This window comes from Streptomyces longispororuber, assembly GCF_024448165.1.
In the GTDB taxonomy this organism is placed as follows: Bacteria; Actinomycetota; Actinomycetes; order Streptomycetales; family Streptomycetaceae; genus Streptomyces; species Streptomyces longispororuber_A.
This window is the reverse complement of the sequence record NZ_JAMOLN010000125.1, coordinates 1-24,219: the sequence shown is the minus strand read 5'-3', so window position 1 is coordinate 24,219 and position 24,219 is coordinate 1. Positions and strand designations below refer to the sequence as shown.

The following is a 24,219-nucleotide window of genomic DNA, read 5'->3' as shown; positions in this document are numbered from 1 at the left end:
GATGGTGGTGCAGCAGCACGGACGCCCGGCGAGGAGAGCGGCGGCGGCCGTCGCCGTGGCGGGAATCGTGGCCGGTGCCACCGGGTGCGGTGGCGGCGCGGAAGCGGGCGACCGGAGCGCGGATCCGGCCCGGACGGTGCGGCTGGCCGCCGACCGGCTGGTGCGCGAGGGCAGTTCCCAGGCGCGTACGTCGATGGAGATGGCCAGCGGCGGGACCCGGGTGACCATCCGCGGCGTCGGTCTCTACGACTACCGCAGGGGGCTCGGCGAGCTGAAGGTGCAGCTGCCGCAGGACGCGGCCGGCGCCGAGGAGCACCGGCCGATCACCGAACTCCTCGCGCCCGGCGCCCTTTACATGAAGAACCGGGGCGCCGGGGTGCCCGCCGACAAGTGGGTGCGGGTCGACACCGCGTCGTTGACGGACGGGAACCTGGTCACCGGCGGCGCCACCGATCCGCTCGCAGCGGCCGAACTGCTGCGCGGCGCGCGCGAGGTGACCTACGTGGGGGAGAGCGACGTCGCGGGCGTGCCGACGCGGCACTACAAGGGGGACATCGACCTGGGCGCCGCCGCGAAGGCCGCGTCCGAGGGGAACCGGGGCGCGCTCGCCGCGGCGGCGAAAGGGTTCGCCAGGTCGGGCGTGCCGTTCGACGTGTACCTCGACGACGAGGGGCTGATCCGCAAGGTCCGGCACCGGTTCAGCTTCACCGCGGGGCAGCGGAAGAACGGCACGACGGCGGTCTCGTCGACGACCCTGCTGTACGGGTTCGGGAAGCCCGCGAACGTCGAACTGCCGGACAAGAAGGACATCTTCGCGGGGAAGGTCGCCGAGAAGTAGGGGCTGGAAATGGTTCTTCCGTGCCATGCGCGGTGCGTAGGGCGCTCCCTACTCTGGGAAGTCGGCTGAACGAAGTCGGCCAACCGCGGAAGAGGTGATGAGCGTGGCTCCGGTGGGTGGTACGGCGGTGCAGGACCACGTCGCCCTCGCCGAGATCGAACTCTGCGGCGAGTTGATCATCGCGGCGTCCGCCGTCTCCGAGGGGCGGCTCAGTGCGGACCGGATCGACGAGGTGCTGAGGGTCGCCGAGGAACTGCCCGGCGACCCCGAGGACTGCTGACGCCGGCCGGCGTCAGGTGCGCAGCAGGCGGGCGATGGCCTTCGTGGCCTCTTCGACCTTGGCGTCGATCTCGTCGCCGCCCTTGACCGCGGCGTCGGCGACGCAGTGCCGCAGATGCTCCTCCAGGAGCTGGAGCGCGAAGGACTGCAGGGCCTTGGTGGAGGCCGACACCTGCGTGAGTATGTCGATGCAGTAGACGTCCTCGTCGACCATCCGCTGCAGACCGCGGATCTGGCCCTCGATCCGGCGCAGCCGCTTGAGGTGCTCCTCCTTCTGGTGGTGGTACCCGTGGATGCCGCGGTCGTGGTCGGTCACGATCTCGGCCGTGGGCTCTGCTTGTGTCGCGTCCGTGGTCATCGTGTCCGACCTCCCGTTGTCATTCGTATACCCCCGGTGGGTATATGATACCGGATTTTCCCCGGCGGTGGCCGGTTCGCGGGACCCAGTGCTGATCACTGTGCCTGATGGGCGACACTGGGGGAACGCCGGTTAGCCGTGGCCGGATGATGCGCCTAGCATCACCCTGACCGAATCCAAAGCACCCCGAGGACCCCACGTGCGCTTTCGTCTGACCCCCAGGGAGACGAGCTTCTACGACATGTTCGCCGCATCCGCGGACAACATCGTCACGGGCTCGAAGCTCCTGATGGAACTGCTCGGGGCGGATTCCTCCGCCCGGGCCGAGATCGCGGAGCGGATGCGGGCAGCCGAACACGCCGGTGACGACGCCACCCACGCGATCTTCCACCAGCTGAACTCCTCGTTCATCACGCCGTTCGACCGCGAGGACATCTACAACCTCGCGTCGTCCCTCGACGACATCATGGACTTCATGGAGGAGGCCGTCGACCTGGTCGTCCTCTACCAGGTCGAGGAGCTGCCCAAGGGTGTGGAGCAGCAGATCGAGGTCCTGGCCCGGGCGGCCGAGCTGACCGCCGAGGCCATGCCCAATCTGCGCACCATGGACAACCTCACCGAGTACTGGATCGAGGTCAACCGGCTGGAGAACCAGGCCGACCAGATCCACCGCAAGCTGCTCGCCACGCTCTTCAACGGCAAGTACGACGCCATCGAGGTGCTGAAGCTGAAGCAGATCGTCGATGTGCTGGAAGAGGCGGCCGACGCCTTCGAGCACGTGGCCAACACGGTGGAGACCATCGCCGTGAAGGAGTCCTGAGGCCGGCTCATGGACACCTTCTCCCTGATCGTGACGATCGGCGTCGCGCTCGGATTTACGTATACGAACGGCTTTCACGACTCTGCGAACGCCATCGCCACATCCGTCTCCACGCGTGCGCTGACGCCTCGCGCGGCGCTCGCCATGGCCGCGGTGATGAACCTCGCCGGTGCCTTCCTCGGCAGCGGCGTCGCCAAGACGGTGAGTGAGGGCATCATCGCGACGCCCGAGGGCGACAAGGGCATGGGCATTCTGTTCGCCGCCCTGGCCGGCGCCATCGTGTGGAACCTCATCACCTGGTACTTCGGACTTCCGTCGTCCTCCTCGCACGCCCTGTTCGGCGGCATGGTGGGTGCCGCCCTCGCGGGCGGGACCACCGTGTACTGGTCCGGCGTGTGGGAGAAGATCGTCATCCCGATGTTCACGTCGCCGGTGATCGGCCTCGTCGTCGGTTACCTGGTGATGACGCTCATCATGTGGCTCTTCCGGCGCTCCAACCCGCACAAGGCCAAGCGCGGTTTCCGTATCGCGCAGACCGTCTCGGCGGCCGGCATGGCCCTCGGCCACGGTCTCCAGGACGCGCAGAAGACCATGGGCATCGTGGTCATGGCGCTGGTCATCGGCGGTCACGAGACCTACAGCGACCCCATTCCGGTCTGGGTCAAGATCGTCTGTGCCGTGATGCTGTCGCTCGGTACGTACGCGGGTGGCTGGCGGATCATGCGCACGCTGGGCCGCAAGATCATCGAGCTGGATCCGCCGCAGGGGTTCGCGGCCGAGACCACCGGCGCGTCGATCATGTTCGGTTCGGCGTTCCTGTTCCACGCCCCGATCTCGACGACGCACGTCATCACCTCGGCGATCATGGGTGTGGGCGCCACGAAGCGGGTCAACGCGGTTCGCTGGGGTGTCGCCAAGAACATCGTCATCGGGTGGTTCATCACGATGCCGGCCGCGGCGCTGGTCGCTGCCGCGTCGTACGGGATCGTCTGGCTGGCGTTCGGGTAGGTACCGGCCCCTGCCGTGGGAAAGCCGCAGTCGCGTCTGCCTGGTTCTGTGCAGATGCGGCTGCGGCTTTGTCGTGGCTGGTCGCGCCCCTGGGCGGCACCTCCTCCGCGCCCACCCGGACATGGAGAAGGCCCGCCCCCTCCGGGGGCGGGCCTTCTTTGTTCCTCGTGGTGGCACCGCCATGCAGCACCACGAGGGGTCGGGGGGAGTCGGGTCTAGCCGAAGCGGCCCGAGATGTAGTCCTCCGTGGCCTGGACCGACGGGTTGGAGAAGATGCGTTCCGTCTCGTCGATCTCGATGAGCTTGCCGGGCTGGCCGACGGCCGCGAGGTTGAAGAACGCGGTGCGGTCCGAGACACGGGCCGCCTGCTGCATGTTGTGCGTCACGATGACGATCGTGAAGCGCTCCTTGAGCTCGCCGATCAGGTCCTCGATGGCGAGGGTCGAGATCGGGTCGAGCGCCGAGCACGGCTCGTCCATCAGGAGGACCTGCGGCTCGACCGCGATGGCGCGGGCGATGCACAGGCGCTGCTGCTGGCCGCCGGACAGGCCCGAGCCGGGCTTGTTCAGCCGGTCCTTGACCTCGTTCCAGAGGTTGGCGCCCTTGAGGGACTTCTCGACGACGTCGTTCAGCTCGGACTTCTTGTAGCTTCCGTTCAGGCGCAGACCCGCCGCCACGTTGTCGAAGATCGACATGGTGGGGAAGGGGTTGGGGCGCTGGAAGACCATGCCGACCGTGCGGCGCACGGCGACCGGGTCGACGTGGCTGCCGTACAGGTCCTCGTCGTCGAGGAGCACCTTGCCCTCGACGCGGCCACCGGGGGTGACCTCGTGCATCCGGTTGAGGGTGCGCAGGAACGTCGACTTGCCGCACCCGGAGGGGCCGATGAAGGCGGTCACCGAGCGGGGCTCGACCGTCATCGAGATGTCTTCGATCGCCTTGTGGGAGCTGTAGTAGGCGGTCAGGCCGCTTACGTCGATTCGCTTGGCCATGAGTCAGTTCACTTCCGATTGCGTCGCTACGTATGGCCGCGTCAGCGACCGGACTTCGGGGCCTTCCAGCGGGCGATGCCGCGGGCCACGAGATTGAGGATCATGATGAAGGCGATCAGCACGAGGGCCGCGGCCCATGCGCGGTCGTACGCCGCCTGGCTGCCGCCGCTCTTCGCGTACTGGTCGTAGATGTAGAGCGGGAGCGAGGCCTGCGGGCCCGAGAACGGGTTGCCGTTGATCAGCGGGTTGCCGAAGACCAGCAGCAGGACCGGGGCCGTCTCGCCCGCGATACGGGCGACCGCCAGCATCACGCCGGTGGTGATGCCGCCGATCGACGTCGGCAGGACCACCTTGAGGATGGTGCGCCACTTCGGTACGCCGAGGGCGAGCGATGCCTCGCGCAGCTCGTTCGGGACGAGCTTGAGCATCTCCTCGGTGGAGCGGACGACGACCGGGATCATCAGGATCGACAGGGCCATCGAGCCGGCGAAGCCGGAGTAGCCGAAGCCGAGGATCAGGATCCAGAAGGACAGGATGAACAGGCCCGCGACGATCGACGGGATGCCCGTCATGACGTCGACGAAGAAGGTCACTGCCTTCGCGAGCTTGCCGCGGCCGTACTCCACCAGGTAGATCGCCGTCAGCAGGCCGATCGGGACCGAGATGAGGGTGGCGAGGCCGACCTGCTCCAGGGTGCCGAGGATGGCGTGGTAGATGCCGCCGCCCGGCTCGTAGCTGGTGACGAAGCCCATCGAGTGGGTCAGGAAGTAGACGTCGAGGACCTTGATTCCGCGGGCGACGGTCTCGTAGACCAGGGAGGCCAGCGGGATCACGGCCAGGATGAACGCGACCCAGACGAGGCTGGTCGCGACCCGGTCCTTGGCCTGGCGCCGGCCCTCGACCTTGGCGCCGAGGGCGTAGGTGACGCCGACGAAGAGCAGCGCGGCGATCAGGCCCCACTGGATGCGGCTGTCGAGTCCGGCGCCGAGGCCGATCGCGCAGCCCGCGGCGACCGAGCCGATCGCGATGGCCCAGGGGGACCAGCGGGGCAGGCGCGCGGCGCTCAGGGAGTCGGGGCGCTTCACAGGTACGGTCGCGTGGCTCATGCGTTGGCCCCCGAGTACTCCTTGCGGCGGGCGATGATCAGCCGGGCTGCGCCGTTGACCAGCAGGGTGATGACGAAGAGGACCAGACCCGAGGCGATCAGGGCGTCCCGGCCCTGGTCGTTGGCCTCGGAGAACTTCGCGGCGATGTTCTGCGCGAACGTGCCGCCGCCCGGGTCGAGCAGGCTGGCGTGGATCAGGAAGTCGGGGGAGAGGACCGTGGCGACGGCCATCGTCTCGCCGAGCGCGCGGCCGAGGCCGAGCATCGACGCGGAGATCACACCGGAGCGGCCGAAGGGGATCACCGACATGCGGATGACCTCCCAGCGGGTCGCGCCGAGCGCGAGGGCCGCTTCCTGGTGCATCTGCGGGGCCTGCCGGAACACCTCGCGGGAGACGTTCGTGATGATCGGCAGGATCATGATCGCGAGCAGGATGCCGACGGTGAGCAGGGTGCGCGGGGCGCCGCCCTGCCAGGCGAAGATGCCGGTCCAGCCGAAGTAGTCGTCGAGCCAGCCGAACAGGCCCTCCAGGTGCGGCACCAGGAACAGGGCGCCCCACAGGCCGTACACGATGGACGGCACGGCGGCCAGCAGGTCGATGACGTAGGCGATGGGGCCGCCCAGCTTCTTCGGCGCGTAGTGCGTGATGAACAGCGCGATGCCGACGGAGACCGGGACCGCGATCAGCATGGCGATGATCGAGGTGACGATGGTGCCGAAGGCGAGGACGGCGATGCCGAAGACGGGCGGGGTCGCGGTCGCGTTCCACTCGAAGGTGGTGAGGAAGTTGCCCTCGTTCTTCGAGAGGACCAGCGAGGCGCGGTAGGTCAGGAAGATCGCGATCGCGGCCATGATCGCCAGCAGCAGGATGCCCGAGCCGCGCGAGAGACCGAGGAAGACACGGTCACCGGGGCGGGTGGCGCCGCGGGCGGCGCGCTTCTGCTCTGCTGGGGTCGGGCGATCGGCGGGCGCCGGTGGCGCGGGTGGTTGCGTTGCTATGTCCATGGGATTCTCCGGTCTGCGAAGTCCGTCCGGGTCCCTGCGGGGAGTCGTACGGGCTTCTGGCGGCGGTGCACCGGACGGTGCGGGCCGGCCGGACCCGGTGGGTCCGGCCGACCCGCACGCTGGGTCAGCTGAGGGACGCGATGGTCTCGCGGACCTTGGCGTTGATCTCGGTCGGGATCGGGGCGTAGCCCAGGTCCGCGAGGGCGGCCTGGCCCTCGTCACTGGCCATGTAGGTCAGGAAGGACTTGGTGGCGGGCAGGGTCTCCGCCTTGTTGCCCTTGTCGCAGGCGATCTCGTACGTGACCAGGACGATCGGGTAGGCGCCGTCGGCCTTGGTCGTGTAGTTCAGCTCCAGGGCGAGGTCCTTGCCGGAACCGATGATCTTGGCGTCGGCGATCGCCTTGGAGGCGTTCTCCGTGGTGGCCTTGACCGGGGCGGAGGCGCCCGTGTCGATGTCCACGGTCTTCACGCCGTCCTTGGCGTACGAGAGCTCCATGTAGCCGATGGCGCCGGCGGTCTGCTTGACCTGCTGGGCGACACCGGAGGAGCCCTGGGCGGACTGGCCGCCGGAGGCCTTCCAGGCCTTCTCGTGCTCGTACTTCCAGTCGCTCTTGGCGGCCTCACCGAGGTACTTGGTGAAGTTGTCCGTGGTGCCGGACTCGTCCGAGCGGTGGAACGCCTGGATCTTGGTGGACGGCAGCTTGGCGTCGGGGTTCAGCGCCTTGATCGCCTTGTCGTCCCACTTCGTGATCTTCGAGTCGAAGATCTTGGCGAGGGTCGGCGCGTCCAGGACGAGGTTGTCGACACCGTCCAGGTTGTACGCGACGGCGATCGGGCCGCCGACCATCGGCAGGTCGATGCCCTGGCCGGTCTTGCAGACCTTCTTCGAGGCGGTGACCTCTTCGGGCTTGAGCGCCGAGTCGGAACCGGCGAAGGCGACCTGGCCCTGGTTGAAGGCCTCGATGCCGGCGCCCGAACCGTCGGGCTTGTAGTTGACCTGCACGCCGGAGCAGGCCTGCGAGTAGGTCTTGCGCCACGCCTCGATCGCGTTGGCCTGGGCCGACGAGCCGCTGCCGAGGAGCTGGCCCTTGGCGTCGTCGCACTTGATGTTGCCGGCCTTGGCGGAGGAGCTGGCGCCGCCGCCGCCCGTGGTGTCGCCGGTGTCGTCGGAGCCGCACGCCGTGAGGGCCAGGGCGCCGGAGACGGCGATAGCGCCGAGGGAGAGGGCGCGGAGCCGGTTCTTGCGCTGAAGCTTCACCTTCGGATGTTCCTTCCAGGAGCCGCCGGCCTCGTGTCTGTGTGTGGCGGCGTGCGAAAGTCTGCGGATTTTCAGTCGAACGGCGGGGCGCTCCCGGAGGTCCGGGGCTCACCGCGTAAGGCCGAAATTAGGCAGATCAGGTGAAGCGGTCGATGGGCGTGAGTGAACGGAGGGTGAACCTAAGCGGGCGGTGCGGTTAGGTCACGGAGCGGTCACGTTAGGTGGCCCCCGGGCCCGGGAACATGGGGTGCCATGGGATCCGTGGAAGGGCCGCCCGTCGTCCGGGCGGCCGGGTGTGTGCTGTGGCGGGCCGCGGCCCGTGGTGGTGTCGAGCTGGCACTGGTGTACCGGCCCAAGTGGGCGGACTGGTCGTGGCCCAAGGGCAAGCTGAAGCGCGGCGAGAGCAGTAGGGAGGCCGCCCTGCGCGAGGTGCGGGAGGAGACCGGCATGGAGTGCCGGCTCGGCGAGGAGCTCCCCTCCCTGCAGTACGTGGACGCACAGGGGCGGCCCAAGACCGTCCGCTACTGGGCGGCGCGGGCGACGGGTGGCGCGTTCGTGCCGGGCGACGAGGTCACCGAGGTCGTCTGGCTCTCCCCGCGCGAGGCGGGGGAGCGGCTCACCCACGAGCGGGACAGAGGGCTGCTCCCCGCCTTCCTCGACGCGCTCGGCCGGGCCCAACAGGGCGTGTGACGGGCGTACTTGGCGCTCCCCTTGGAAGAAACGCCGCTGGTGTAGACGTACGGGGGACGCCCCACCATGTCCCGCACGTCATGTCGCCGTAACCAACCATTCAGACGGGCTTGCGACGCTCACGGAATGCAGCCCCCCGCGTCCGAACCGTCGCAGCACCCGCCGGAGTCCTCCGCGCCGGGCAGGCTCCGTCTCGCGCCCGCGCTCTCCGACCGCTTCGACGCGCCCGGGAGCGGCTCCGCGCGGAAGAATGGGGCCATGAGCCAGCCGAACGCCGCACAGGACCAGACTGAATCCTCTTCGTCCTCCGCTCCGGACGCCGCGACGCCGCAGCCGCAGCCCTCCGTGGGCTCCCTCGCCGCGCACCGCCCGCACACGGTGGCCGGCGGCGACTTCGACGGGAAGCTCACCGGGATCGTGGCGGACATCGACGCCGATCCCGACGACTACGAGGACGACTACGCGGGCCAGGACGGGGCCGAGCTGCCGCAGGGACGTTTCCTTGATCGCGAGCGCAGCTGGCTGGCGTTCAACGAGCGCGTCCTGGAGCTGGCCGAGGACCCGAACACGCCGCTCCTGGAGCGCGCGAACTTCCTGGCGATCTTCGCCTCGAACCTGGACGAGTTCTTCATGGTCCGGGTGGCGGGCCTCAAGCGGCGCATCGCGACCGGCGTCGCCACCCGTTCGGCCTCAGGGCTCCAGCCCCGTGAGGTCCTGGAGCTGATCTGGAACCGCTCCCGCGAGCTCATGGCCCGGCACGCCGCCTGCTACCAGGACGAGGTCGCCCCGTCGCTGGCCGACGAGGGCATCCACGTCGTGCGCTGGAACGAGCTCACCGACAAGGAGCAGTCCCGGCTCTACACGCTGTTCATGCAGCAGATCTTCCCGGTGCTCACCCCGCTGGCGGTCGACCCCGCCCACCCCTTCCCGTACATCTCGGGGCTCTCGCTCAACCTCGCGGTCGTCGTCTCGAACCCGGTCTCGGGCCACCGGCACTTCGCCCGCGTCAAGGTCCCGCCGCTGCTCTCCCGCTTCCTGGAGGCGTCGCCGCAGCGCTACGTCCCGATCGAGGACGTCATCTCCGCGCCCCGGCACCTGGGCGAGCTGTTCCCCGGCATGTCGATCGAGGAGCACCACATGTTCCGCGTCACGCGGAACGAGGACCTGGAGGTCGAGGAGGACGACGCCGAGAACCTCCTCAAGGCCCTGGAGAAGGAGCTCATGCGGCGCCGCTTCGGGCCGCCGGTGCGCCTGGAGGTCGAGGAGACCATCGACTCCGAGGTGCTGAGCCTGCTGGTGCGGGAGCTGAAGATCAGCGAGGCCGAGGTGTACCCGCTGCCGGGTCCGCTCGACCTCACCGGCCTGTTCTCCATAGCGGGCCTGGACCGGCCCGAGCTCAAGTACCCGAAGTTCGTGGCGGGCACCCACCGCGACCTCGCCGAGGTGGAGTCCGCCTCCGCGCCGGACGTCTTCGCCGCGCTGCGCCAGCACGACGTGCTGCTCCACCACCCGTACGACAGCTTCTCCACGTCCGTGCAGGCATTCCTGGAGCAGGCGGCCAACGACCCGGACGTACTCGCCATCAAGCAGACGCTGTACCGGACGTCGGGCGACTCGCCGATCGTGGACGCGCTGATAGACGCGGCGGAGTCCGGCAAGCAGGTCCTCGTCCTGGTGGAGATCAAGGCGCGCTTCGACGAGCAGGCCAACATCAAGTGGGCCCGCAAGCTGGAGGAGGCCGGCTGCCACGTCGTCTACGGGCTCGTCGGCCTGAAGACGCACTGCAAGCTGTCCCTCGTCGTCCGGCAGGAGGGCGACGCCCTCGTCCGCTACAGCCACGTCGGTACGGGCAACTACCACCCCAAGACCGCGCGGCTGTACGAGGACCTGGGACTGCTGACGGCCAACCAGGAGGTGGGGGCCGACCTCTCCGACCTCTTCAACCGGCTGTCCGGCTACTCGCGCCGGGAGACCTACCGCCGGTTGCTCGTCGCGCCCAAGTCGCTGCGCACGGGCCTGGTCACGCGGATCGAGAAGGAGGTCCAGCACCACCGTGCGGGCCGTCCCGCCTACGTCCGCATCAAGGTCAACTCGATGGTCGACGAGGCCGTCATCGATGCCCTCTACCGGGCGTCGCAGGCCGGCGTGCCGGTCGACGTGTGGGTCCGCGGGATCTGCGCGGTACGGCCCGGGGTCGCGGGGCTGTCCGAGAACATCCGGGTCAGGTCGGTGCTCGGCCGGTTCCTGGAGCACTCCCGCGTCTTCGCCTTCGGCAACGGCGGCGAGCCGGAGGTGTGGATCGGCAGCGCCGACATGATGCACCGCAACCTCGACCGCCGCATCGAGGCCCTGGTCCGCGTCGAGGACCCGGCCCACCGGGCGGCCCTCAACCGGCTGCTCGAAACGGGGATGTCCGACACCACCGCCTCCTGGCACCTGGGTCCGGACGGCAACTGGACCCGGCATGCCACCGATGCGGACGGGCGACCCCTGCGGAACGTACAGGAGATGCTCATAGACGCCCGGAGGCGCCGGCGTGGCACAGCAACACCTTGAGTCCAGTGGGCCGTTGGAAGGGAACGACGGTCACGACGTCCTCGGGTCCTACCTGCGGGCCCAGGCGACCGAATTCCTGCGCTCACTGCGGCAGCACCGCGAGAGTGGCGCGGCCGACGGCACGGCTGACGCGGCGCGCGCCCTGCGCCGCGCCGCCCGCCGGGTCAGCGGCACCCTGCACACCTTCCGCCCGCTGCTCGACGCGGAGTGGTCGGACGCGCTGCGGCCCGAACTGGCCTGGCTGTCCGGCACGCTGGCGCAGGAGCACGCGTACGGGGACCGGCTCGCGCGGCTGAGCGAAGCGCTCCAGCGGCTGACGACGACCGGACCGCAGACCGGCGCGCGACTGCCCCAACAGGCGCCCGCGGCCAATGCGTTGACCGTCGGAGCGGCCAAGGCCGCCGCGCTGCTCGACCGGCAGCTCACGCTGGCCCGCACCCGTGCGCACAGCACGGCGCTGCAGGCCCTCGGCTCGTCCAGGTTCCACGCGGTCGCGGACAGCGTCGCCGTGCTGGCCAGCGAGGTGCCGCTGTCCGGTGCGGAGACCGAGCTGAAGAAGCTGGCGGCGGAGGCCGAGTCCCGGCTCGGGGAGGCGGTCTCCTCCCTGCACCACACCGGCCACCCGTACAACGCGGACGCGGACACGCCCTGGCACCACGTCCGGCTGCTGCTGCGTCTGCACCGGTACGCCCAGGAGGTCGCCCCCGAGCGGCCGCCGACCGACGTCAGACTCACCGAGGCGGCGCTCGCCCTGAACACACACCGGGACGCCGCCGAGGCCGCCGCAGCGGCGGCCCACGCGGCCCGCACCCCGCGCATCGCGCCCGCCACGGCGTACGCCCTGGGCGTGCTCCACGCCGACCAGCGGCATCAGGTGGAGGCCGCGCGCGACACGTTCAGAGCGGCGTGGCAGCGGCAGGCGGTCGGGACGCCCTGATCCCTCAGGGGGCGTGCTTGCGCAGGACGCGGAAGGCGACCGCGACCACGGCACCGGTGAGCGCGAGGACCACGGCGGACTCCAGCAGCTGGATCGGCCAGTAGTGGGACGCGGGGTGGTACGTCACCCAGAAGTCCTTGAACTGCTCAGTGCAGCGGCGCAGATCGGCCGCGCTGTCGGCGTCGACGCACGCCCAGTTGTTCCCGATCCGCTCGCCGGTGCTGCGCAGGACCGCGCCGTGCTCCAGGACGTGCGCGTCGGACGGCGGGCGCAGCGCCTTGAGGCCGGTGTCGGTGGCGGTGGGCCACAGGCTCGCGCGGTAGCGCATGCCGAGGACGCCGGTGACGAGCAGCACGGCGATCCCGGCGAGTCCGCCGGTCGCGGCCCTGCGGTAGAGCACTCCGGCGAGCGCGCCGAGCGCCAGACCGAGCAGGACCCGGGTGAGCGGGAGCGTGCCCGTGGTGGCGAAGAGGTCCGGGTCGTGCCAGGGGAGGTCGCGGCGGGGCAGCGGCCCCGACGACCACACCAGGTGGTGCAGCGCGACCAGCGGAACCATCCCGGCGGTGAACCAGGCGGTGGGCACCGCCAGCGTCGTGGCCAGCCAGCGCGCCGGGCTGAGGGCCTGGGCCCACATCAACTGGGCGGTCCCGCGCTCCAGTTCGCGGCCGATGCAGATGCCGCCCATCAGGATCGTCGCGGCGTACGGCGCGGCGGCGATGGGCGCCGCGGTCAGCTCGTACAGGTCCTTGTACCGGCCCCACGCGCCGCCGACCGGCTCGCACCCCGGGGCCGTGCACGCGGCCAGGTGCCGCAGGGCGGCGTCCGCCCCCGGCCCGTACAGCCACAGCAGCACCAGCACCGAGGCCACGACCACGGCCGTCCAAGTCCACAGGGCGACGCGGTGCAGGCGCAGGACCACCCACACCGGCCCGGTGGTCCGCAGCCGCGGCCGGCGCGGGGCCGGGAGTGCGTACGTCATGAGCCGGATCTCTTCCCGTGGGCCTGCCGGACGTCCTTCGGGCGGGACGGCGCGGTGGGCTCGGCCGCTCCCGTGTTCCAGAACTGGAGTGCCGTGGCGGCCGAGCGGGCCGCCGATATCAGCCACAGGACCGGCCGGGCGAACGGCCGGGGCGTGGGGGACAGGACCGGTGAGCGGTTCATACGGCGACTCGCTTCCTCAGAGTGCGGTACGTGAGGGCCACGACGGCGGCGGTCAGCGCCAGCACCAGACCCGTCTCGACCAGCTGGAGCGGCCAGAAGTGCGAGGGCGGGTGGCCCTCGGTGTAGAAGCCCGTGATGTTGTGATCGACCAGGCAGGCCCGGTCGGCGCCGCACATCGGGTCGGCGACGTGGGCGCCGGATCCGGTGACGGCCCCTTCGGAGACCACCTCACCGACGAAGCCGGGGTAGCCGCGCTCGACCGAGCCGAACACCGTCTCGGTGGGCCACAGCCGCGAGCGCACCAGACCGACGAACGTCCCCAGCGCGACCGTGAGCACCAGTCCGATGCCCGCCGAGGCCAGCGCGCGCCGCTTCAGCAGGGCGGCCAGCGCGCCACAGGCCAGACCCAGCAGGGGCATCGCCATGACGACCGGGCTCAGCGCCCCGGGGGAACCCGTGAACCACTGGTTGTCGGTGAGGTAGGGGGTCTGCGCCGCGACCGCCCGGCGCAGCAGGACCAGCACGCCCGTCCCCGCGACGAGCAGCAGCGCCGGCAGCACCAGCTTCGTGGTGAGCCAACGAACCGGCGACACGGACTGCGTCCACATCAACTGGGCGGTGCCCCGCTCCAGTTCCTGACCGATCAGGGTGCCGCCCGCGTACACCGCGGCGGCCGCCGGCAGGAAGGACACCAGGACGTCGGTGAACTGGAGGACGTAGTGGTACGCGCCCGCGGTGTCGCCCTCGGCGACGCACCCGGTCGCCACCTTCGGCGAGCAGACGCCGATGATGCCGAGCCCGCTCGTGCCGGGGCCCCACGCCCACAGCAGCAGGCCCGCGGTGACCGCGACGTACAGCGCCCACAGCCAGATGCTGCCGCGGTGCAGCCGCAGCACCGTCCAGGTCAGGCCCGAGCGCGGCGAGAAGGCCGTGGCACTCATCCCCGGGCCCCCTTCGTGGTCTTCTTGGGCTGGTACCGGCGCAGCACCAGGAACGCGGCGACGACACAGAGCGCGGTGAGGCCGAGCAGGATGCCCGTCTCGGTGAGCTGGCGCGGCCAGTAGTCCTGCGAGGGGAGGTACTGGCGGGTGAAGCCGGTGACGTCGTGGCGGGCGAGGCACGCCTTGTCCAGGTAGCAGCCGGGGTCGCGGATCTCGGCGCCGCCCGACGTGATCGCCTTGCTGTGCACGGGGATCTCGGGCTGCTGGTAACGGCCCTGGAACGGCCAGGAGTTGCCGCGCAGCGCACCCACCAGGTACGCGACGACACCGGAGACGGCGAGCGCGGGCAGGGCGCGGCGCAGCACCAGCGCGGCAAGCACGCCGAAGGCCAGGGCGAACAGGGCGTTCGCGACGGTGGCCGGGCCGATGTTGAAGTAGAACGAGCGCGGGCCGATGCCGGCGATGAGGAGATGCCCGTGGGCGTTCCACACCAGTCGGTACACGATCACCAGCAGGCCCGTGCAGACCGTGATGAGGAGCGCCGGCACGGTCAGCTTGGCGACGAGCCAGCGGGCCGGGGTCACCGACTGGGTCCACGCCCATCCGGCCGTGCCCAGCTCCAGCTCGCGGGCGATCAGCGGGCCCGCCGCGAACACGGCGATGCCGATCGCCAGCAGCCGGGTGAGGGACGCCGGCTCGTAGAAGATGGTGTCGAACGAGCCGAGGGGCGACAGGAACTCGGGCAGCCAGGCGGAGAAGGGGAAGGACTTGCCCTCCCAGCCGTTCTCCTGCGCTCCCGCGTAGCCGAACGTGTCGAACGCCTTCTGCGCCGCCGACGCGCCCGGGCCCCACAGCCACAGCAGCAGACCGAGGCTGATCACGGCGTAGCCGGTCCACACCCACAGGGCGGTGCGGTGCAGCCGCAGCATCGTCCACACCAGGCCGTCCGGGCCGGGGAGCGTGCGCCGCACCGTCGGCTTCGCCTGCTTCACCGGCTTCTCCGGCTTCTCCGGCTTTTCCAGGGACGGGGCGCTCATGCGGTCACCGCCGTGCGGTCCGCCGTCGAGGCCGTGCTCGGGGTGATCAGGGCCGGGGCCTCCGGCGAGCGCAGATGCGCCAGGAGCAGCTCCTCCAGGGAGGGCTCCTGGACCTGCCAGCCCTCGCCGACCGGACCGTCCCTGCGGATCAGGGCCGTGACACCGCGGCCGGAGGCCCGGGACTCGACGACCGTGTGCTTCGAGAGGTCGCCGCGGCCCGTGACCAGGCTGTGCGCGCCGATCAGATCGTCGATGCCGCCACCGAGCCGGATCCGGCCACCGCCCAGGAGCAGCAGGTGGTCACAGGCGTCGGCCAGCTCGGCGACGATGTGCGAGGACATCAGGACGGTCGTGCCGTGCTCGGCCGCGTCCGCCATCAGCGTGCCCATCAGCTCGTGCCGGGCCAGCGGGTCCAGGTCGGCCATCGGCTCGTCCAGGAGCATCAGCTCGGGCCGCTTGCCCAGGGCGATGGCCAGCGCGACGCGGGTGCGCTGGCCGCCGCTGAGCGCACGGACCTTCGTCCTCGGGTCGAGGGAGCCCTGCTCGACGATCCCCGCCGCGTAGGCCGCGTCCCAGCGGTCCGGGTTCAGCTCGGCGCCCAACCGCAGCGTGTCCGCGACGGACAGCTGGGGGTGCAGCGGCTTGTCCTGGGACAGGTAACCGACCCTGGCGCGGGCCTCGCCGGGCCCGGCGCCGAGCACGCGCAGCTGCCCGGAGGTCTGGCGCAGCAGTCCGGCGGCGATCGCGAGCAGCGTGGACTTCCCCGCGCCGTTCGGTCCGACGAGGGCGCTGATCCGGCCTTCGGGCAGCCGGAAGGAGCAGTCGTCGAGGGCCGCGGTGGCGTGCCGTCCGTACCGCTTCACGAGGCCCGTCGCCTCGAGGGCCGTGTTCATGCGTTCCCCTTGGTCGTGCTGGTGGTCGTGCTGGTGGTCTTGCGGGTGGTCGTGCCGGAGGCAGTACTGGAGGCAGTGCCGGAGGCGGTGCCGAAGTGTTCCTCCAGCGCGTTGCCGAACAGGGCCGCCACGTCGCCGCGGTCCAGGCCCGCCTCCCTCGCCCGGCGCGCCCAGTCGTCGAGCTCCGCCTTCAGCGGGGAGTCGGCGGGCGCGGACCCGAGCGATCTGCGGACGAACGTGCCCAGGCCGCGACGGGCCTCGACGAGGCCGGAGCGCTCCAGCTCGCGGTAGGCCTTGAGCACCGTGTTCGGATTGATGGCCGTGGCCTCCACGACCTCGCGGGCCGTGGGCAGCTTGTCGCCCGGCTCCAGCATTCCGAGCCGCAGAGCCTGCTCGGTCTGGTGGACGATCTGCAGGTAGGTGGAGACGCCGCTGTGGCGGTCGATGCGGAACTCGATGACGCGCTCTTGCTCCCCCACTGGCGTACCCCCTTTCACTAATCAAGTAGTGAAAGGGTGATGCAAGGGTGCCCGCCGCGTCAAGCCACGAAAGAGGGGGCGGCGCCCCAAGGCGCCGCCCCCTCGTGAAAAACCGCAGGTCAGGACTGCGGAAGGAGTGTGTCAGGATTCTGTGCGGTACATCAGATCCGTCTCGTACGTGGCGAACCCGAGCCGCTCGTAGACCCGCACCGCCGCCTTGTTGTCGGCGTCGACGTACAGCATCGCCGTCGGCAGACCCGCCGCCGCGAGGTGGCGCAGCCCCGTCGTGGTGAGCGCCTTGCCGAGGCCGCCGCCCTGGTTCCCGGGCGCGACGCCGACGACGTACACCTCGCCGAGCCGCTCCTGCGCGTGCACCTTCGTCCAGTGGAAGCCGACCAGCTCGTCGTTCTCGAACGCCAGGAAGAAGCCCGCAGGGTCGAACCACGGCTCGGCCTTGCGGTCGTCCAGGTCGCGCTGGGTGAGCGAGCCCTGCTCGGGGTGGTGGGCGAACGCCGCCGCGTTCACCGCGAGCCAGGCCGCGTCGTCCTGCCCCGGCACGAACGTACGGATGCGCACGCCCGCGGGCAGCTCAGGATCGGGCAGCTCCAGATCGGTCAACGACCGCCGCATCTGCCGCAGTTCACGGAACAGGGTCAGACCGAGCACCTGCGCGAGGTGCCGGGCCGCGCTGTGCCCGCCGTGCGCCCACACCCGCAGCCGCTTGCCGGACGCCGCGAGCAGCGCCGTGCCGAGCGCCCGCCCGTGCCCGTGCCCGCGGTGCGCCGGGTGCACGACGAGCTCGGCGGCCGGGGCCTCGATGGGATCGGTGTCCTCCAGCTGCGCGTACCCGACCAGATCCTCGTCGACGGTCAGCAGCAGATGGCGCACGCCGTCCCGCTCCCCGCCCCGCAGCTGCAGCCGCCCCTGCTCCGAGACGGCCTGCTGGCCGTCGGCCCGGGCGGCGTCGGTGAGCAGCGCGAGCACGGCGGCGGACTGCTCGGCGGTCAGGGCGGACAGAGTGTCGATCCGGCGGCCCGGGACAGCGGGCTCGGCGGCGGTTGCGGGGTCCGTGGTCATGGCTACGAGGGTACGGCGCGGCCCGCGCAAGGCGGCGGCAACCAGCTCGTAACCCGCAACCCCCTGTTGCGCTACGCGCGTTGACCCTAGGCTGCCCCCGCAATCCCGCAGTCGCAGTGATCCCCAGGGGGACAGATGCCCGTACAGACGAACCGGCCGGGGCGCCGGCTGAGAGCCGTGCTCGCCGCGGCCGCCACCCTCACCACCGCGGGCGCGCTGATCGCCGCGCTGCCCGCGGGCGCGGCCGACGGCCACCACGCAGGCAGCGGCCACCACCCGGGCAAGGGCCGCTACCAGGACGTACAGCTGCTGTCGTTCAACGACTTCCACGGCAACCTGGAGCCGCCGGCCGGATCGTCCGGGCAGGTCACCGAGGACCAGGCGGACGGCACGACGAAGAAGATCGACGCGGGCGGCGTCGAGTACCTGGCGACCTCCCTGCGCACCGCCCGCAAGGGTCACCCGTACAGCGTCACGGCGGCCGCCGGTGACCTCATCGGAGCCAGCCCGCTGCTCTCCGGCCTCTTCCACGACGAGCCCACCGTCGAGGCCATGAACAAGCTCGACCTGGACGTCACGTCCGTCGGCAACCACGAGTTCGACGAGGGCGCGGCCGAGCTGGCGCGCATGCAGAACGGCGGCTGCCACGCGAAGGACGGCTGCTTCGAGGACGGCCGCACCTTCGAGGGCGCCGACTACCCCTACCTCGCCGCGAACGTGACCGACGAGAAGACCGGCAAGCCGATCCTGAAGCCCTACTGGGTGTGGAAGCACGACGGCGTGAAGATCGGCTTCATCGGCGTCACGCTGGAAGGCACGCCGAACATCGTCTCCGCCGACGGCGTCAAGGGCCTGAAGTTCCACGACGAGATCGAGACCGTCAACAAGTACGCGAAGATCCTCGACAAGCAGGGCGTGAAGTCCATCGTCACGCTGATCCACGAGGGCGGCGTGCCCGCCTCGCAGTCCTACAACTACGACTGCGACTCGCCGGGCGCGGGCTCCGGCATCTCCGGACCGATCGTCGACATCGCCAAGGGCATCACGCCGAAGGTCGACGCCCTCGTCACCGGCCACACGCACAACGCGTACGCGTGCACCATCCCCGACCCGGCGGGCCATCCGCGCATGGTCACGTCCGCGTCCTCGTTCGGGAGGCTGTACACGGACACGACGCTCACCTACGACCGCCACACCCGGGACATCGTCCGTACGTCGGTGAAGTCGGCCAACCACGTGGTGACGCGGACCCAGGACAAGGCCGCCGACATGACGGCGCTGATCGGCCGGTGGAACAAGCTGGCCGCGCCCGTCGCGAACCAGGCCGTGGGCCACATCTCCGCGGACATCCTGGGCCGCGGCGCCGGCACCCCCGAGGAGCCGCTCGGCGACCTCATCGCGGACGCGCAGCTCGCCCACGCCCAGTCCCTCGACCCGAAGACGAGCCTGGCCCTGATGAACCCGGGCGGCGTCCGCGCCGACCTCGTCCACAAGGCGACCGGCAGCGAGGGCGACGGCGTGGTGACGTACGGCGAGGCGTTCACGGTCCAGCCGTTCAGCAACACGGTCAACCTGGCCGACCTCACCGGCGCGCAGGTCATCGAGGCGCTCCAGCAGCAGGTCAGCGGCGGGAACGAGGCGTCGCCGAAGATCCTCCAGCCGTCGGCGGGGCTCACGTACACGCTCGACATGACGAAGACCGGCGCGGCCCGCGTGGTCGTCGACTCGATCAGGCTGAACGGGGCGGCCATCGACCCGGCCGCCACCTACCGCGTCGCGATGAACTCCTTCCTCGCGGGCGGCGGCGACGGCTTCGCGGCGCTCGGCGCGGGCAAGAACCCGCTGGTCGGCGCCGACGACCTGAAGGCGCTCAACGACTACCTGACCGCCAACTCCTCGGCCGCGAACCCGATCGCGCCCCCGAAGGCGGACCGCATCACGATCATCAAGTAGCCGTAACGCGTTCTTGATTCCGGGTGGCCTACGGTTGAACCGACCGTGGGCCACCCGTCGTATGTGCCGCCTGTTGTGAAGGTTGTTTGCCTAAAGGGTGGGGGTGTGTGGTGGAATCACCCGATGCGTACCCCCCACCGCATATCCAACACCCGCATGCCTTCTGATGGTTGGCCGGAGGAATCGGTTCCATCGGAGCCCCTGCGGGCAGCGAGCAGTCCCTACGACGAGCTGGCCGCCCTCGCCGGCAACCCGCTCGACGACTTCCTGCACGAGGAGCCGGACGACCCCGGCGACCCCGACGGCGAGGAATGGGCCCCGCCCAACCACCGGCGCGGCAGCCGCCGCCGCAACCGCTTCGCCGGACTGTCGATCGTCACGAAGGGCGTCGTCGCGGTGGTCGTCCTCGTCTCGTTCCTCGCCCTCGCCGACCGCTGGGCCGTCCTGTACGCCGAGCACCGCGCGGCCCAGCAGCTCAAGAAGGAACTGAAGCTGACCGCGGCCCCCGAGGTCGAGATCCAGGGCTTCCCGTTCCTCACCCAGCTCGCGGACCGCCGGATCGACGAGATGAAGGTCACCGTCCCCGACGTCGCCGCCGACCGCGTCACCCTCGCCAAGGTCCAGGCGACCGCCCGCGACGTCCGCATCGAGGGCTCGGGACTCACCGACATCAGCGGGGCCCACGTCGACGCCATGCACGGCGAGGTGCTGCTCAGCTTCGCCGACATGAACCGTGAACTGGGCGCGTCCCAGGTCACGTTCACCGGGCACGGCCGCGACCGGGTCCTGGCGCGCGGCACGCTGCCGGTCGCCGGGCACCAGGTGAAGGTGCGCGCCGACGCCACGATCCGGCGCCTGGGCGGTACCGGCATCGCCACCGACATCGACGGGATGCGCCTCGACATCGGTGACCTGGCCAGCTACCGGCCGGGCACCGGGACGACGGAGGGCCTGCACCTGACCGCCAAGTCCGTCGACCGGATCACCGAGGAGACCGACAAGGCCAGGCGGCTGCTGTCCGTCCCGGCGATCGTGCGGCGCGCCGGCGTCCCCGACGGAATGGTCCGCGAGGCGCTGCACAGCGACGCGAAGCTCAGCGAGCTGACCGGATCGCCCCGCTTCGTGAAGCGGCTGATGGGGATGAACCTGATCGACATCGCGATCGACCACCCCTGGCTCCTGCAGAAGATCGGCCTCGACCCGGCGCTCCTCGACGGCCTCACCCGGCTGACCCGCCCCGAACTGGCCGACCGCCTCTCCCTCGCCTTCCGGCTGCCGGAGCTGCCCGGCGACCACGGCTACGTACGGCTGCGCGACGTGACCGTGGAGAAGGACGGGATCCGGGTGGACCTGTCCGGCGCGGGACTCGCCGTCGGCCACTGAGAGCGGGTGCGTCAGGGGAGTTCCGGCGGCGGCGTCGGGGCTCCCGGCAGCCGCATCGTGGCCACGGTGCCGCCGCCGTCGGCCGCGGCCAGCCCGACCTCGCCGCCGTAGCTCTCCACGGTGCGGGCCACGATCGACAGGCCGAGACCCGAGCCCGGCAGGGCGCGGGCGGACGGGGAGCGCCAGAACCGGTCGAAGACGTACGGGAGTTCATCGGCCGGGATGCCCGGGCCGTGGTCCCGTACGGTCAGCGTCCCGCGCATCAGCCGGACCTCGACGGTGCCGCGCTGCGGGCTGAACTTCACCGCGTTGTCGAGCAGGTTGACGATGGCGCGCTCCAGCGCCGCCGGTTCCGCCCTGACGTACCAGGGGGCCAGCTCCGACACGATCTTGAGCTCGGGACCGCGCAGCCGGGCGCGCTCCAGCGCCGCGCGGACCGTCTCGTGCAGCGACACGACCTTCAGCGGGCCGTCGCTGCCGCTCAGTCCGGTACGGGACAGTTCCTGGAGGTCGCCGATGAGCGCGGCCAGCTCCGTCATCTGCGCCTTGACCGACGCCATCAGCGCCTTGCGGTCGTCCGGCGGGATGGCGCGGCCGGTCTCCTCGCTGCGGGTGAGCAGCTCGATGTTGGTGCGCATCGAGGTGAGAGGTGTGCGCAGTTCGTGGCCGGCGTCGGCGATGAGCTGCTGCTGGAGCTCGCGGGAGGCCGCGAGGGCGGCGGTCATCGAGTTGAAGGAGGCCGAGAGCCGGGCGATCTCGTCGTCGCCCTCCACGGGGATGCGCACGGTGAGGTCTTCGGTGCGGGCGACGTGTTCGACGGTCTCGGTGAGCTTGTCGACGGGGCGCAGCCCGGACCGGGCGATCCAGAGGCCGGCGGCGCCGGCGCCGATCACCCCGATCCCCGAGACGAGGAGGAGGACCAGGGCCAGCTCGTTGAGCGTGGACTGGGTGTCCTCCAGCGGGTAGGCGACGAGGAGGGAGCTGTTCGCGAGGACCACGCGGCCGGGGCCCTTGGAGATGACCGGCACGGTCAGGACGCGGACCGGCGTCCCGTCGGTGGCCTTGCCGTTGCGGTACGTCTCCACCTCCGGGTCCGGGTGCTCGGCCACGGCCGTGTCGCTGTCGGAGACCTCGACCGTTCCACGGGAGCCCGGGAAGACGCAGGGCGTGCCGTCCGCCTTCACCAGCTGGAAGTAGTACGAGGACCGCGGGCCGGGGGAGTTCTGCTGCCCGGGGGAGTCGGTGCACTCGTTCAGCACCGACTGGACGTCGCTCAGCGACATCGACTTGTCGAGCGAGTGGAGGTCGTCGTCGACCTCGCCGTACAGCTTCCCGCGCACGATGAACCAGCACGTCACCGCCACCGCCGCCACCGCCGCCGCCACGGCCACCGCCACCAGCAGCGCCAGCCGCGACCGCAACGGGAGTCCGCGCAGCCTGCGGAGCAACCCGCTCACTCGGCCGCGCCCGACCGCAGGACGTACCCCACGCCCCGCACGGTGTGCACGAGCCGCGGCTCGCCCCCGGCCTCGGTCTTGCGCCGCAGGTACATCACGTACACGTCCAGCGAGTTGGACGACGGTTCGAAGTCGAAGCCCCAGACGGCCTTGAGGATCTGCTCGCGGGTGAGGACCTGGCGCGGGTGCGCCAGGAACATCTCCAGGAGCGTGAACTCGGTGCGGGTCAGCTCGACCGTGCGGTCGCCGCGCGTCACCTCCCGGGTGGCCAGGTCCATGCGCAGGTCGGCGAAGGAGAGGACGTCCGCGTCGTCGACGTCCCCGCCCGCAGCGGCAGCGTAGGAGCTGCGCCGCAGCAACGCCCGTACCCGCGCGAAGAGTTCGTCGAGCTCGAACGGCTTGACCAGGTAGTCGTCGGCGCCCGCGTCGAGCCCGGTGACCCGGTCGCCGACGGTGTCGCGGGCGGTCAGCATGAGGATCGGCGTGGTGGAGCCGGTGGCGCGGAGCCGGCGGGCGGCGGTCAGGCCGTCCATGCGCGGCATCTGGATGTCGAGGACGACGAGGTCGGGCCGGTACGCGGCGGCCTTCTCCAGCGCGTCGGCGCCGTCGACGGCGACCTCCGTGGCGTACCCCTCGAAGGCGAGGGAACGCTGGAGTGCCTCGCGCACCGCGGGCTCGTCGTCCACGATGAGGATGCGGTGCCGGTCGTCGCGGTCGCCTTCGGCGGGGCTCATGGGCTGTGCTTCCTTACGAGTGGGTACGGGCAGGGCCGTCTTCAGCCTCGCACGGCCGCGCGGCGGCCGCGTGGCGCCCGGCGTCGTGCCGGGGGCGCGACTTCCGGCGCCCGGGTGGCCGGCGCGTGCAGCGCCGAGGCCACGGCGAGGGCGAGGCCGAGGGCGGCGGGGGCCGCCGAGGCCTCTGGGTGGTGCACGGTGCGGATCATGAGGGGTCCTCCCGGAGCGGGGTGGCGGGTCAGCTGTCGGAGCCTCCGGCCCGCAGCGAGTCGAGGTCCGCCTTGACGGTGTTGATCGGGATGGCGAAGCCGAGGCCGACGCTGCCGGCGCTCGACGACGACGTCGAGGAGTCCGAACTGGCGGAGTACATCGCGGAGTTGATGCCGATGATGTTGCCGTTCATGTCGATGAGGGCGCCGCCGGAGTTGCCGGGGTTGAGCGACGCATCGGTCTGCAGCGCCTTGTACGTGGTGGTGGAGGAGCCGGTGTCGCCGTTGAACTCCTGGCCGCCGAACTCGAACGGCCACTGGCCGTTGCCGCCGCCCTGCTGCTGCTCCTGCTGGTTGCCCTCGTCCGTGGAGACGGTGACGTCGCGGTCGAGCGCGGAGACGATGCCGCTGGTGACGGTGCCGGTCAGGCCCTCGGGGGAGCCGATGGCGACGACCTCGTCGCCGACCTTGACGCCGTCGGAGTCGCCGAGCGTGGCGGCCTTGAGGCCCGAGGCGTTCTTCAGCTTGATGAGCGCGAGGTCCTTCTTGGCGTCGGTGCCGACGACCTCGGCGGTGTAGGACTTGCCGTCACTCGTCTGCACCTTCACCGAGGAGGCGCCGGAGATCACGTGGTTGTTGGTGAGGATCTCGCCGTCGCCGGTGAGGATCACGCCGGAGCCGGTCGAGGAGCCCGAGCTGAGCGTCGCGTTGATCTCGACTATCGACGGGCTGACCGCTTCGGCGACCCCGGAGACCGTTCCCTTCTTGCTGCTGGGCACGACGTTGGTGCTGGTGGAGGAGGCGGACACGGTGTCGGAACCGGTCAGCTCCTGGAAGCCGTACGCGGTGGCGCCGCCGATGGCCGCCGCCGCGACGGCCACGGCCGCGATCAGTCCGAAGGGGCCGCGCAGCCGCTTCCGCCGGCCGGCCGCCGGGGCCGGCGGGTCCGCGGGCGGCTCGGCGCCGAAGGCCGCGAACTGCGTGGTCGGCTCACCGCCGTGACCACCGCCGTGACCACCGCTGTCGCCGCCCGGCCACACGGTGGTGCC

General features: G+C 70.9%; 25 protein-coding genes. 9 read left to right on the top strand and 16 right to left on the bottom strand.

Annotated elements, in window-relative coordinates; genetic code table 11:
• Nucleotide 1: 1 nt before the first annotated feature.
• Entirely contained in the window at nucleotides 2–838 is an 837-nt protein-coding gene (locus tag M4J07_RS29925; RefSeq protein ID WP_255976731.1) for a hypothetical protein, read from the top strand.
• A gap of 97 nt (nucleotides 839–935) precedes the next feature.
• On the top strand, nucleotides 936–1,118 hold the full coding sequence (locus M4J07_RS29920; RefSeq protein WP_255976729.1) for a hypothetical protein: 183 nt from the start codon (nucleotides 936–938) through the stop codon (nucleotides 1,116–1,118).
• Nucleotides 1,119–1,130: 12 nt separating this feature from the next.
• Here the strand turns inward: M4J07_RS29920 and M4J07_RS29915 are convergent, their stop codons facing one another.
• A complete protein-coding gene (locus M4J07_RS29915; protein ID WP_255976727.1) occupies nucleotides 1,131–1,475 on the bottom strand; it encodes a metal-sensitive transcriptional regulator in 345 nt (114 codons plus the stop codon).
• A 199-nt stretch (nucleotides 1,476–1,674) separates the two neighbouring features.
• On the opposite strand from M4J07_RS29915, the gene M4J07_RS29910 reads away from it, so the two are divergent.
• Entirely contained in the window at nucleotides 1,675–2,295 is a 621-nt protein-coding gene (locus M4J07_RS29910; protein WP_111665497.1) for a DUF47 domain-containing protein, read from the top strand.
• Between the two features lie 9 nt (nucleotides 2,296–2,304).
• Complete coding sequence (locus M4J07_RS29905) at nucleotides 2,305–3,303, top strand: inorganic phosphate transporter (protein WP_255976722.1); 999 nt, start codon at nucleotides 2,305–2,307, stop codon at nucleotides 3,301–3,303.
• A 215-nt stretch (nucleotides 3,304–3,518) separates the two neighbouring features.
• On the opposite strand, the gene pstB is transcribed toward M4J07_RS29905, so the two are convergent.
• The 4 genes from pstB to pstS all read right to left on the bottom strand — a co-directional run bounded on the left by pstB (nucleotide 3,519) and on the right by pstS (nucleotide 7,663).
• Nucleotides 3,519–4,295, bottom strand: coding sequence for a phosphate ABC transporter ATP-binding protein PstB (gene pstB, locus M4J07_RS29900; RefSeq protein ID WP_255976720.1), 777 nt, complete (start codon nucleotides 4,293–4,295; stop codon nucleotides 3,519–3,521).
• 41 nt (nucleotides 4,296–4,336) lie between these two features.
• Entirely contained in the window at nucleotides 4,337–5,401 is a 1,065-nt protein-coding gene (gene pstA, locus M4J07_RS29895; RefSeq protein WP_255976718.1) for a phosphate ABC transporter permease PstA, read from the bottom strand.
• Nucleotides 5,398–6,405 carry a phosphate ABC transporter permease subunit PstC gene (gene pstC, locus M4J07_RS29890; RefSeq protein ID WP_255976717.1) on the bottom strand — a complete coding sequence of 336 codons (1,008 nt, stop codon included), beginning with the start codon at nucleotides 6,403–6,405 and terminating at the stop codon, nucleotides 5,398–5,400. Before pstC ends, pstA begins: the two co-directional genes overlap by 4 nt.
• A gap of 124 nt (nucleotides 6,406–6,529) precedes the next feature.
• Nucleotides 6,530–7,663 carry a phosphate ABC transporter substrate-binding protein PstS gene (gene pstS / locus M4J07_RS29885; RefSeq protein WP_255976715.1) on the bottom strand — a complete coding sequence of 378 codons (1,134 nt, stop codon included), beginning with the start codon at nucleotides 7,661–7,663 and terminating at the stop codon, nucleotides 6,530–6,532.
• 252 nt (nucleotides 7,664–7,915) lie between these two features.
• On the opposite strand from pstS, the gene M4J07_RS29880 reads away from it, so the two are divergent.
• From M4J07_RS29880 to M4J07_RS29870, 3 genes are all read left to right on the top strand, one after another.
• Nucleotides 7,916–8,353, top strand: coding sequence for an NUDIX hydrolase (locus tag M4J07_RS29880; RefSeq protein ID WP_255976713.1), 438 nt, complete (start codon nucleotides 7,916–7,918; stop codon nucleotides 8,351–8,353).
• Nucleotides 8,354–8,479: 126 nt separating this feature from the next.
• Nucleotides 8,480–10,909 carry an RNA degradosome polyphosphate kinase gene (locus M4J07_RS29875; protein ID WP_374215108.1) on the top strand — a complete coding sequence of 810 codons (2,430 nt, stop codon included), beginning with the start codon at nucleotides 8,480–8,482 and terminating at the stop codon, nucleotides 10,907–10,909.
• Nucleotides 10,890–11,846 carry a CHAD domain-containing protein gene (locus M4J07_RS29870; RefSeq protein WP_374215107.1) on the top strand — a complete coding sequence of 319 codons (957 nt, stop codon included), beginning with the start codon at nucleotides 10,890–10,892 and terminating at the stop codon, nucleotides 11,844–11,846. Before M4J07_RS29875 ends, M4J07_RS29870 begins: the two co-directional genes overlap by 20 nt.
• Before the next feature lie 4 nt (nucleotides 11,847–11,850).
• Here M4J07_RS29870 and M4J07_RS29865 read toward each other — a convergent pair whose 3' ends face one another.
• The 7 genes from M4J07_RS29865 to mshD form a co-directional block, all read right to left on the bottom strand.
• Entirely contained in the window at nucleotides 11,851–12,825 is a 975-nt protein-coding gene (locus tag M4J07_RS29865; RefSeq protein WP_255976707.1) for a hypothetical protein, read from the bottom strand.
• Complete coding sequence (locus M4J07_RS29860) at nucleotides 12,822–13,007, bottom strand: hypothetical protein (RefSeq protein ID WP_255976705.1); 186 nt, start codon at nucleotides 13,005–13,007, stop codon at nucleotides 12,822–12,824. Before M4J07_RS29860 ends, M4J07_RS29865 begins: the two co-directional genes overlap by 4 nt.
• Nucleotides 13,004–13,948, bottom strand: a complete 945-nt coding sequence (locus tag M4J07_RS29855; RefSeq protein WP_255976703.1) for an ABC transporter permease — start codon at nucleotides 13,946–13,948, stop codon at nucleotides 13,004–13,006. The genes M4J07_RS29860 and M4J07_RS29855 overlap by 4 nt, the downstream gene beginning before the upstream one ends.
• Nucleotides 13,945–14,985 carry a hypothetical protein gene (locus M4J07_RS29850; RefSeq protein ID WP_255976701.1) on the bottom strand — a complete coding sequence of 347 codons (1,041 nt, stop codon included), beginning with the start codon at nucleotides 14,983–14,985 and terminating at the stop codon, nucleotides 13,945–13,947. Before M4J07_RS29850 ends, M4J07_RS29855 begins: the two co-directional genes overlap by 4 nt.
• Complete coding sequence (locus M4J07_RS29845) at nucleotides 14,982–15,878, bottom strand: ABC transporter ATP-binding protein (RefSeq protein ID WP_255976699.1); 897 nt, start codon at nucleotides 15,876–15,878, stop codon at nucleotides 14,982–14,984. Before M4J07_RS29845 ends, M4J07_RS29850 begins: the two co-directional genes overlap by 4 nt.
• On the bottom strand, nucleotides 15,875–16,357 hold the full coding sequence (locus M4J07_RS29840) for a GntR family transcriptional regulator (RefSeq protein WP_255976697.1): 483 nt from the start codon (nucleotides 16,355–16,357) through the stop codon (nucleotides 15,875–15,877). Before M4J07_RS29840 ends, M4J07_RS29845 begins: the two co-directional genes overlap by 4 nt.
• Nucleotides 16,358–16,498: 141 nt before the next feature.
• On the bottom strand, nucleotides 16,499–17,434 hold the full coding sequence (gene mshD, locus M4J07_RS29835; RefSeq protein ID WP_255976695.1) for a mycothiol synthase: 936 nt from the start codon (nucleotides 17,432–17,434) through the stop codon (nucleotides 16,499–16,501).
• Between the two features lie 135 nt (nucleotides 17,435–17,569).
• Between mshD and M4J07_RS29830 the strand changes: the two genes are divergently transcribed.
• On the top strand, nucleotides 17,570–19,387 hold the full coding sequence (locus M4J07_RS29830; RefSeq protein ID WP_255976694.1) for a bifunctional metallophosphatase/5'-nucleotidase: 1,818 nt from the start codon (nucleotides 17,570–17,572) through the stop codon (nucleotides 19,385–19,387).
• Between the two features lie 123 nt (nucleotides 19,388–19,510).
• Nucleotides 19,511–20,770: an LmeA family phospholipid-binding protein gene (locus M4J07_RS29825; RefSeq protein WP_374215106.1), complete on the top strand. Its 1,260-nt coding sequence runs from the start codon at nucleotides 19,511–19,513 to the stop codon at nucleotides 20,768–20,770.
• 11 nt (nucleotides 20,771–20,781) lie between these two features.
• Here the strand turns inward: M4J07_RS29825 and M4J07_RS29820 are convergent, their stop codons facing one another.
• Genes M4J07_RS29820 through M4J07_RS29805 form a run of 4 tightly spaced genes read right to left on the bottom strand, consistent with a single transcriptional unit; the run spans nucleotide 20,782 to nucleotide 24,210 of the window.
• Nucleotides 20,782–22,227: a HAMP domain-containing sensor histidine kinase gene (locus M4J07_RS29820; protein ID WP_255976690.1), complete on the bottom strand. Its 1,446-nt coding sequence runs from the start codon at nucleotides 22,225–22,227 to the stop codon at nucleotides 20,782–20,784.
• Complete coding sequence (locus tag M4J07_RS29815; protein WP_255976688.1) at nucleotides 22,224–22,961, bottom strand: response regulator transcription factor; 738 nt, start codon at nucleotides 22,959–22,961, stop codon at nucleotides 22,224–22,226. The genes M4J07_RS29820 and M4J07_RS29815 overlap by 4 nt, the downstream gene beginning before the upstream one ends.
• 41 nt (nucleotides 22,962–23,002) lie before the next feature.
• On the bottom strand, nucleotides 23,003–23,170 hold the full coding sequence (locus M4J07_RS29810) for a hypothetical protein (protein WP_255976686.1): 168 nt from the start codon (nucleotides 23,168–23,170) through the stop codon (nucleotides 23,003–23,005).
• Between the two features lie 29 nt (nucleotides 23,171–23,199).
• Entirely contained in the window at nucleotides 23,200–24,210 is a 1,011-nt protein-coding gene (locus M4J07_RS29805) for a S1C family serine protease (protein WP_255976745.1), read from the bottom strand.
• Between the last annotated feature and the right edge of the window lie 9 nt (nucleotides 24,211–24,219).

What these genes read in the sequence shown, in the direction of transcription:
- M4J07_RS29905 (WP_255976722.1), top strand. Translation starts at nt 2,305, where the DNA reads ATGGACACCTTCTCCCTGATCGTGACGATCGGCGTCGCGCTCGGATTT.
- mshD (WP_255976695.1), bottom strand. Translation starts at nt 17,434, where the DNA reads ATGACCACGGACCCCGCAACCGCCGCCGAGCCCGCTGTCCCGGGCCGC.
- M4J07_RS29825 (WP_374215106.1), top strand. Translation starts at nt 19,511, where the DNA reads ATGCGTACCCCCCACCGCATATCCAACACCCGCATGCCTTCTGATGGT.
- pstC (WP_255976717.1), bottom strand. Translation starts at nt 6,405, where the DNA reads ATGGACATAGCAACGCAACCACCCGCGCCACCGGCGCCCGCCGATCGC.
- M4J07_RS29875 (WP_374215108.1), top strand. Translation starts at nt 8,480, where the DNA reads ATGCAGCCCCCCGCGTCCGAACCGTCGCAGCACCCGCCGGAGTCCTCC.
- M4J07_RS29880 (WP_255976713.1), top strand. Translation starts at nt 7,916, where the DNA reads ATGGGATCCGTGGAAGGGCCGCCCGTCGTCCGGGCGGCCGGGTGTGTG.
- pstA (WP_255976718.1), bottom strand. Translation starts at nt 5,401, where the DNA reads ATGAGCCACGCGACCGTACCTGTGAAGCGCCCCGACTCCCTGAGCGCC.
- M4J07_RS29810 (WP_255976686.1), bottom strand. Translation starts at nt 23,170, where the DNA reads ATGATCCGCACCGTGCACCACCCAGAGGCCTCGGCGGCCCCCGCCGCC.
- M4J07_RS29860 (WP_255976705.1), bottom strand. Translation starts at nt 13,007, where the DNA reads ATGAACCGCTCACCGGTCCTGTCCCCCACGCCCCGGCCGTTCGCCCGG.
- M4J07_RS29925 (WP_255976731.1), top strand. Translation starts at nt 2, where the DNA reads ATGGTGGTGCAGCAGCACGGACGCCCGGCGAGGAGAGCGGCGGCGGCC.
- M4J07_RS29915 (WP_255976727.1), bottom strand. Translation starts at nt 1,475, where the DNA reads ATGACCACGGACGCGACACAAGCAGAGCCCACGGCCGAGATCGTGACC.
- M4J07_RS29855 (WP_255976703.1), bottom strand. Translation starts at nt 13,948, where the DNA reads ATGAGTGCCACGGCCTTCTCGCCGCGCTCGGGCCTGACCTGGACGGTG.
- M4J07_RS29830 (WP_255976694.1), top strand. Translation starts at nt 17,570, where the DNA reads ATGCCCGTACAGACGAACCGGCCGGGGCGCCGGCTGAGAGCCGTGCTC.
- M4J07_RS29845 (WP_255976699.1), bottom strand. Translation starts at nt 15,878, where the DNA reads ATGAACACGGCCCTCGAGGCGACGGGCCTCGTGAAGCGGTACGGACGG.
- M4J07_RS29850 (WP_255976701.1), bottom strand. Translation starts at nt 14,985, where the DNA reads ATGAGCGCCCCGTCCCTGGAAAAGCCGGAGAAGCCGGAGAAGCCGGTG.
- M4J07_RS29920 (WP_255976729.1), top strand. Translation starts at nt 936, where the DNA reads ATGAGCGTGGCTCCGGTGGGTGGTACGGCGGTGCAGGACCACGTCGCC.
- M4J07_RS29815 (WP_255976688.1), bottom strand. Translation starts at nt 22,961, where the DNA reads ATGAGCCCCGCCGAAGGCGACCGCGACGACCGGCACCGCATCCTCATC.
- pstB (WP_255976720.1), bottom strand. Translation starts at nt 4,295, where the DNA reads ATGGCCAAGCGAATCGACGTAAGCGGCCTGACCGCCTACTACAGCTCC.
- M4J07_RS29865 (WP_255976707.1), bottom strand. Translation starts at nt 12,825, where the DNA reads ATGACGTACGCACTCCCGGCCCCGCGCCGGCCGCGGCTGCGGACCACC.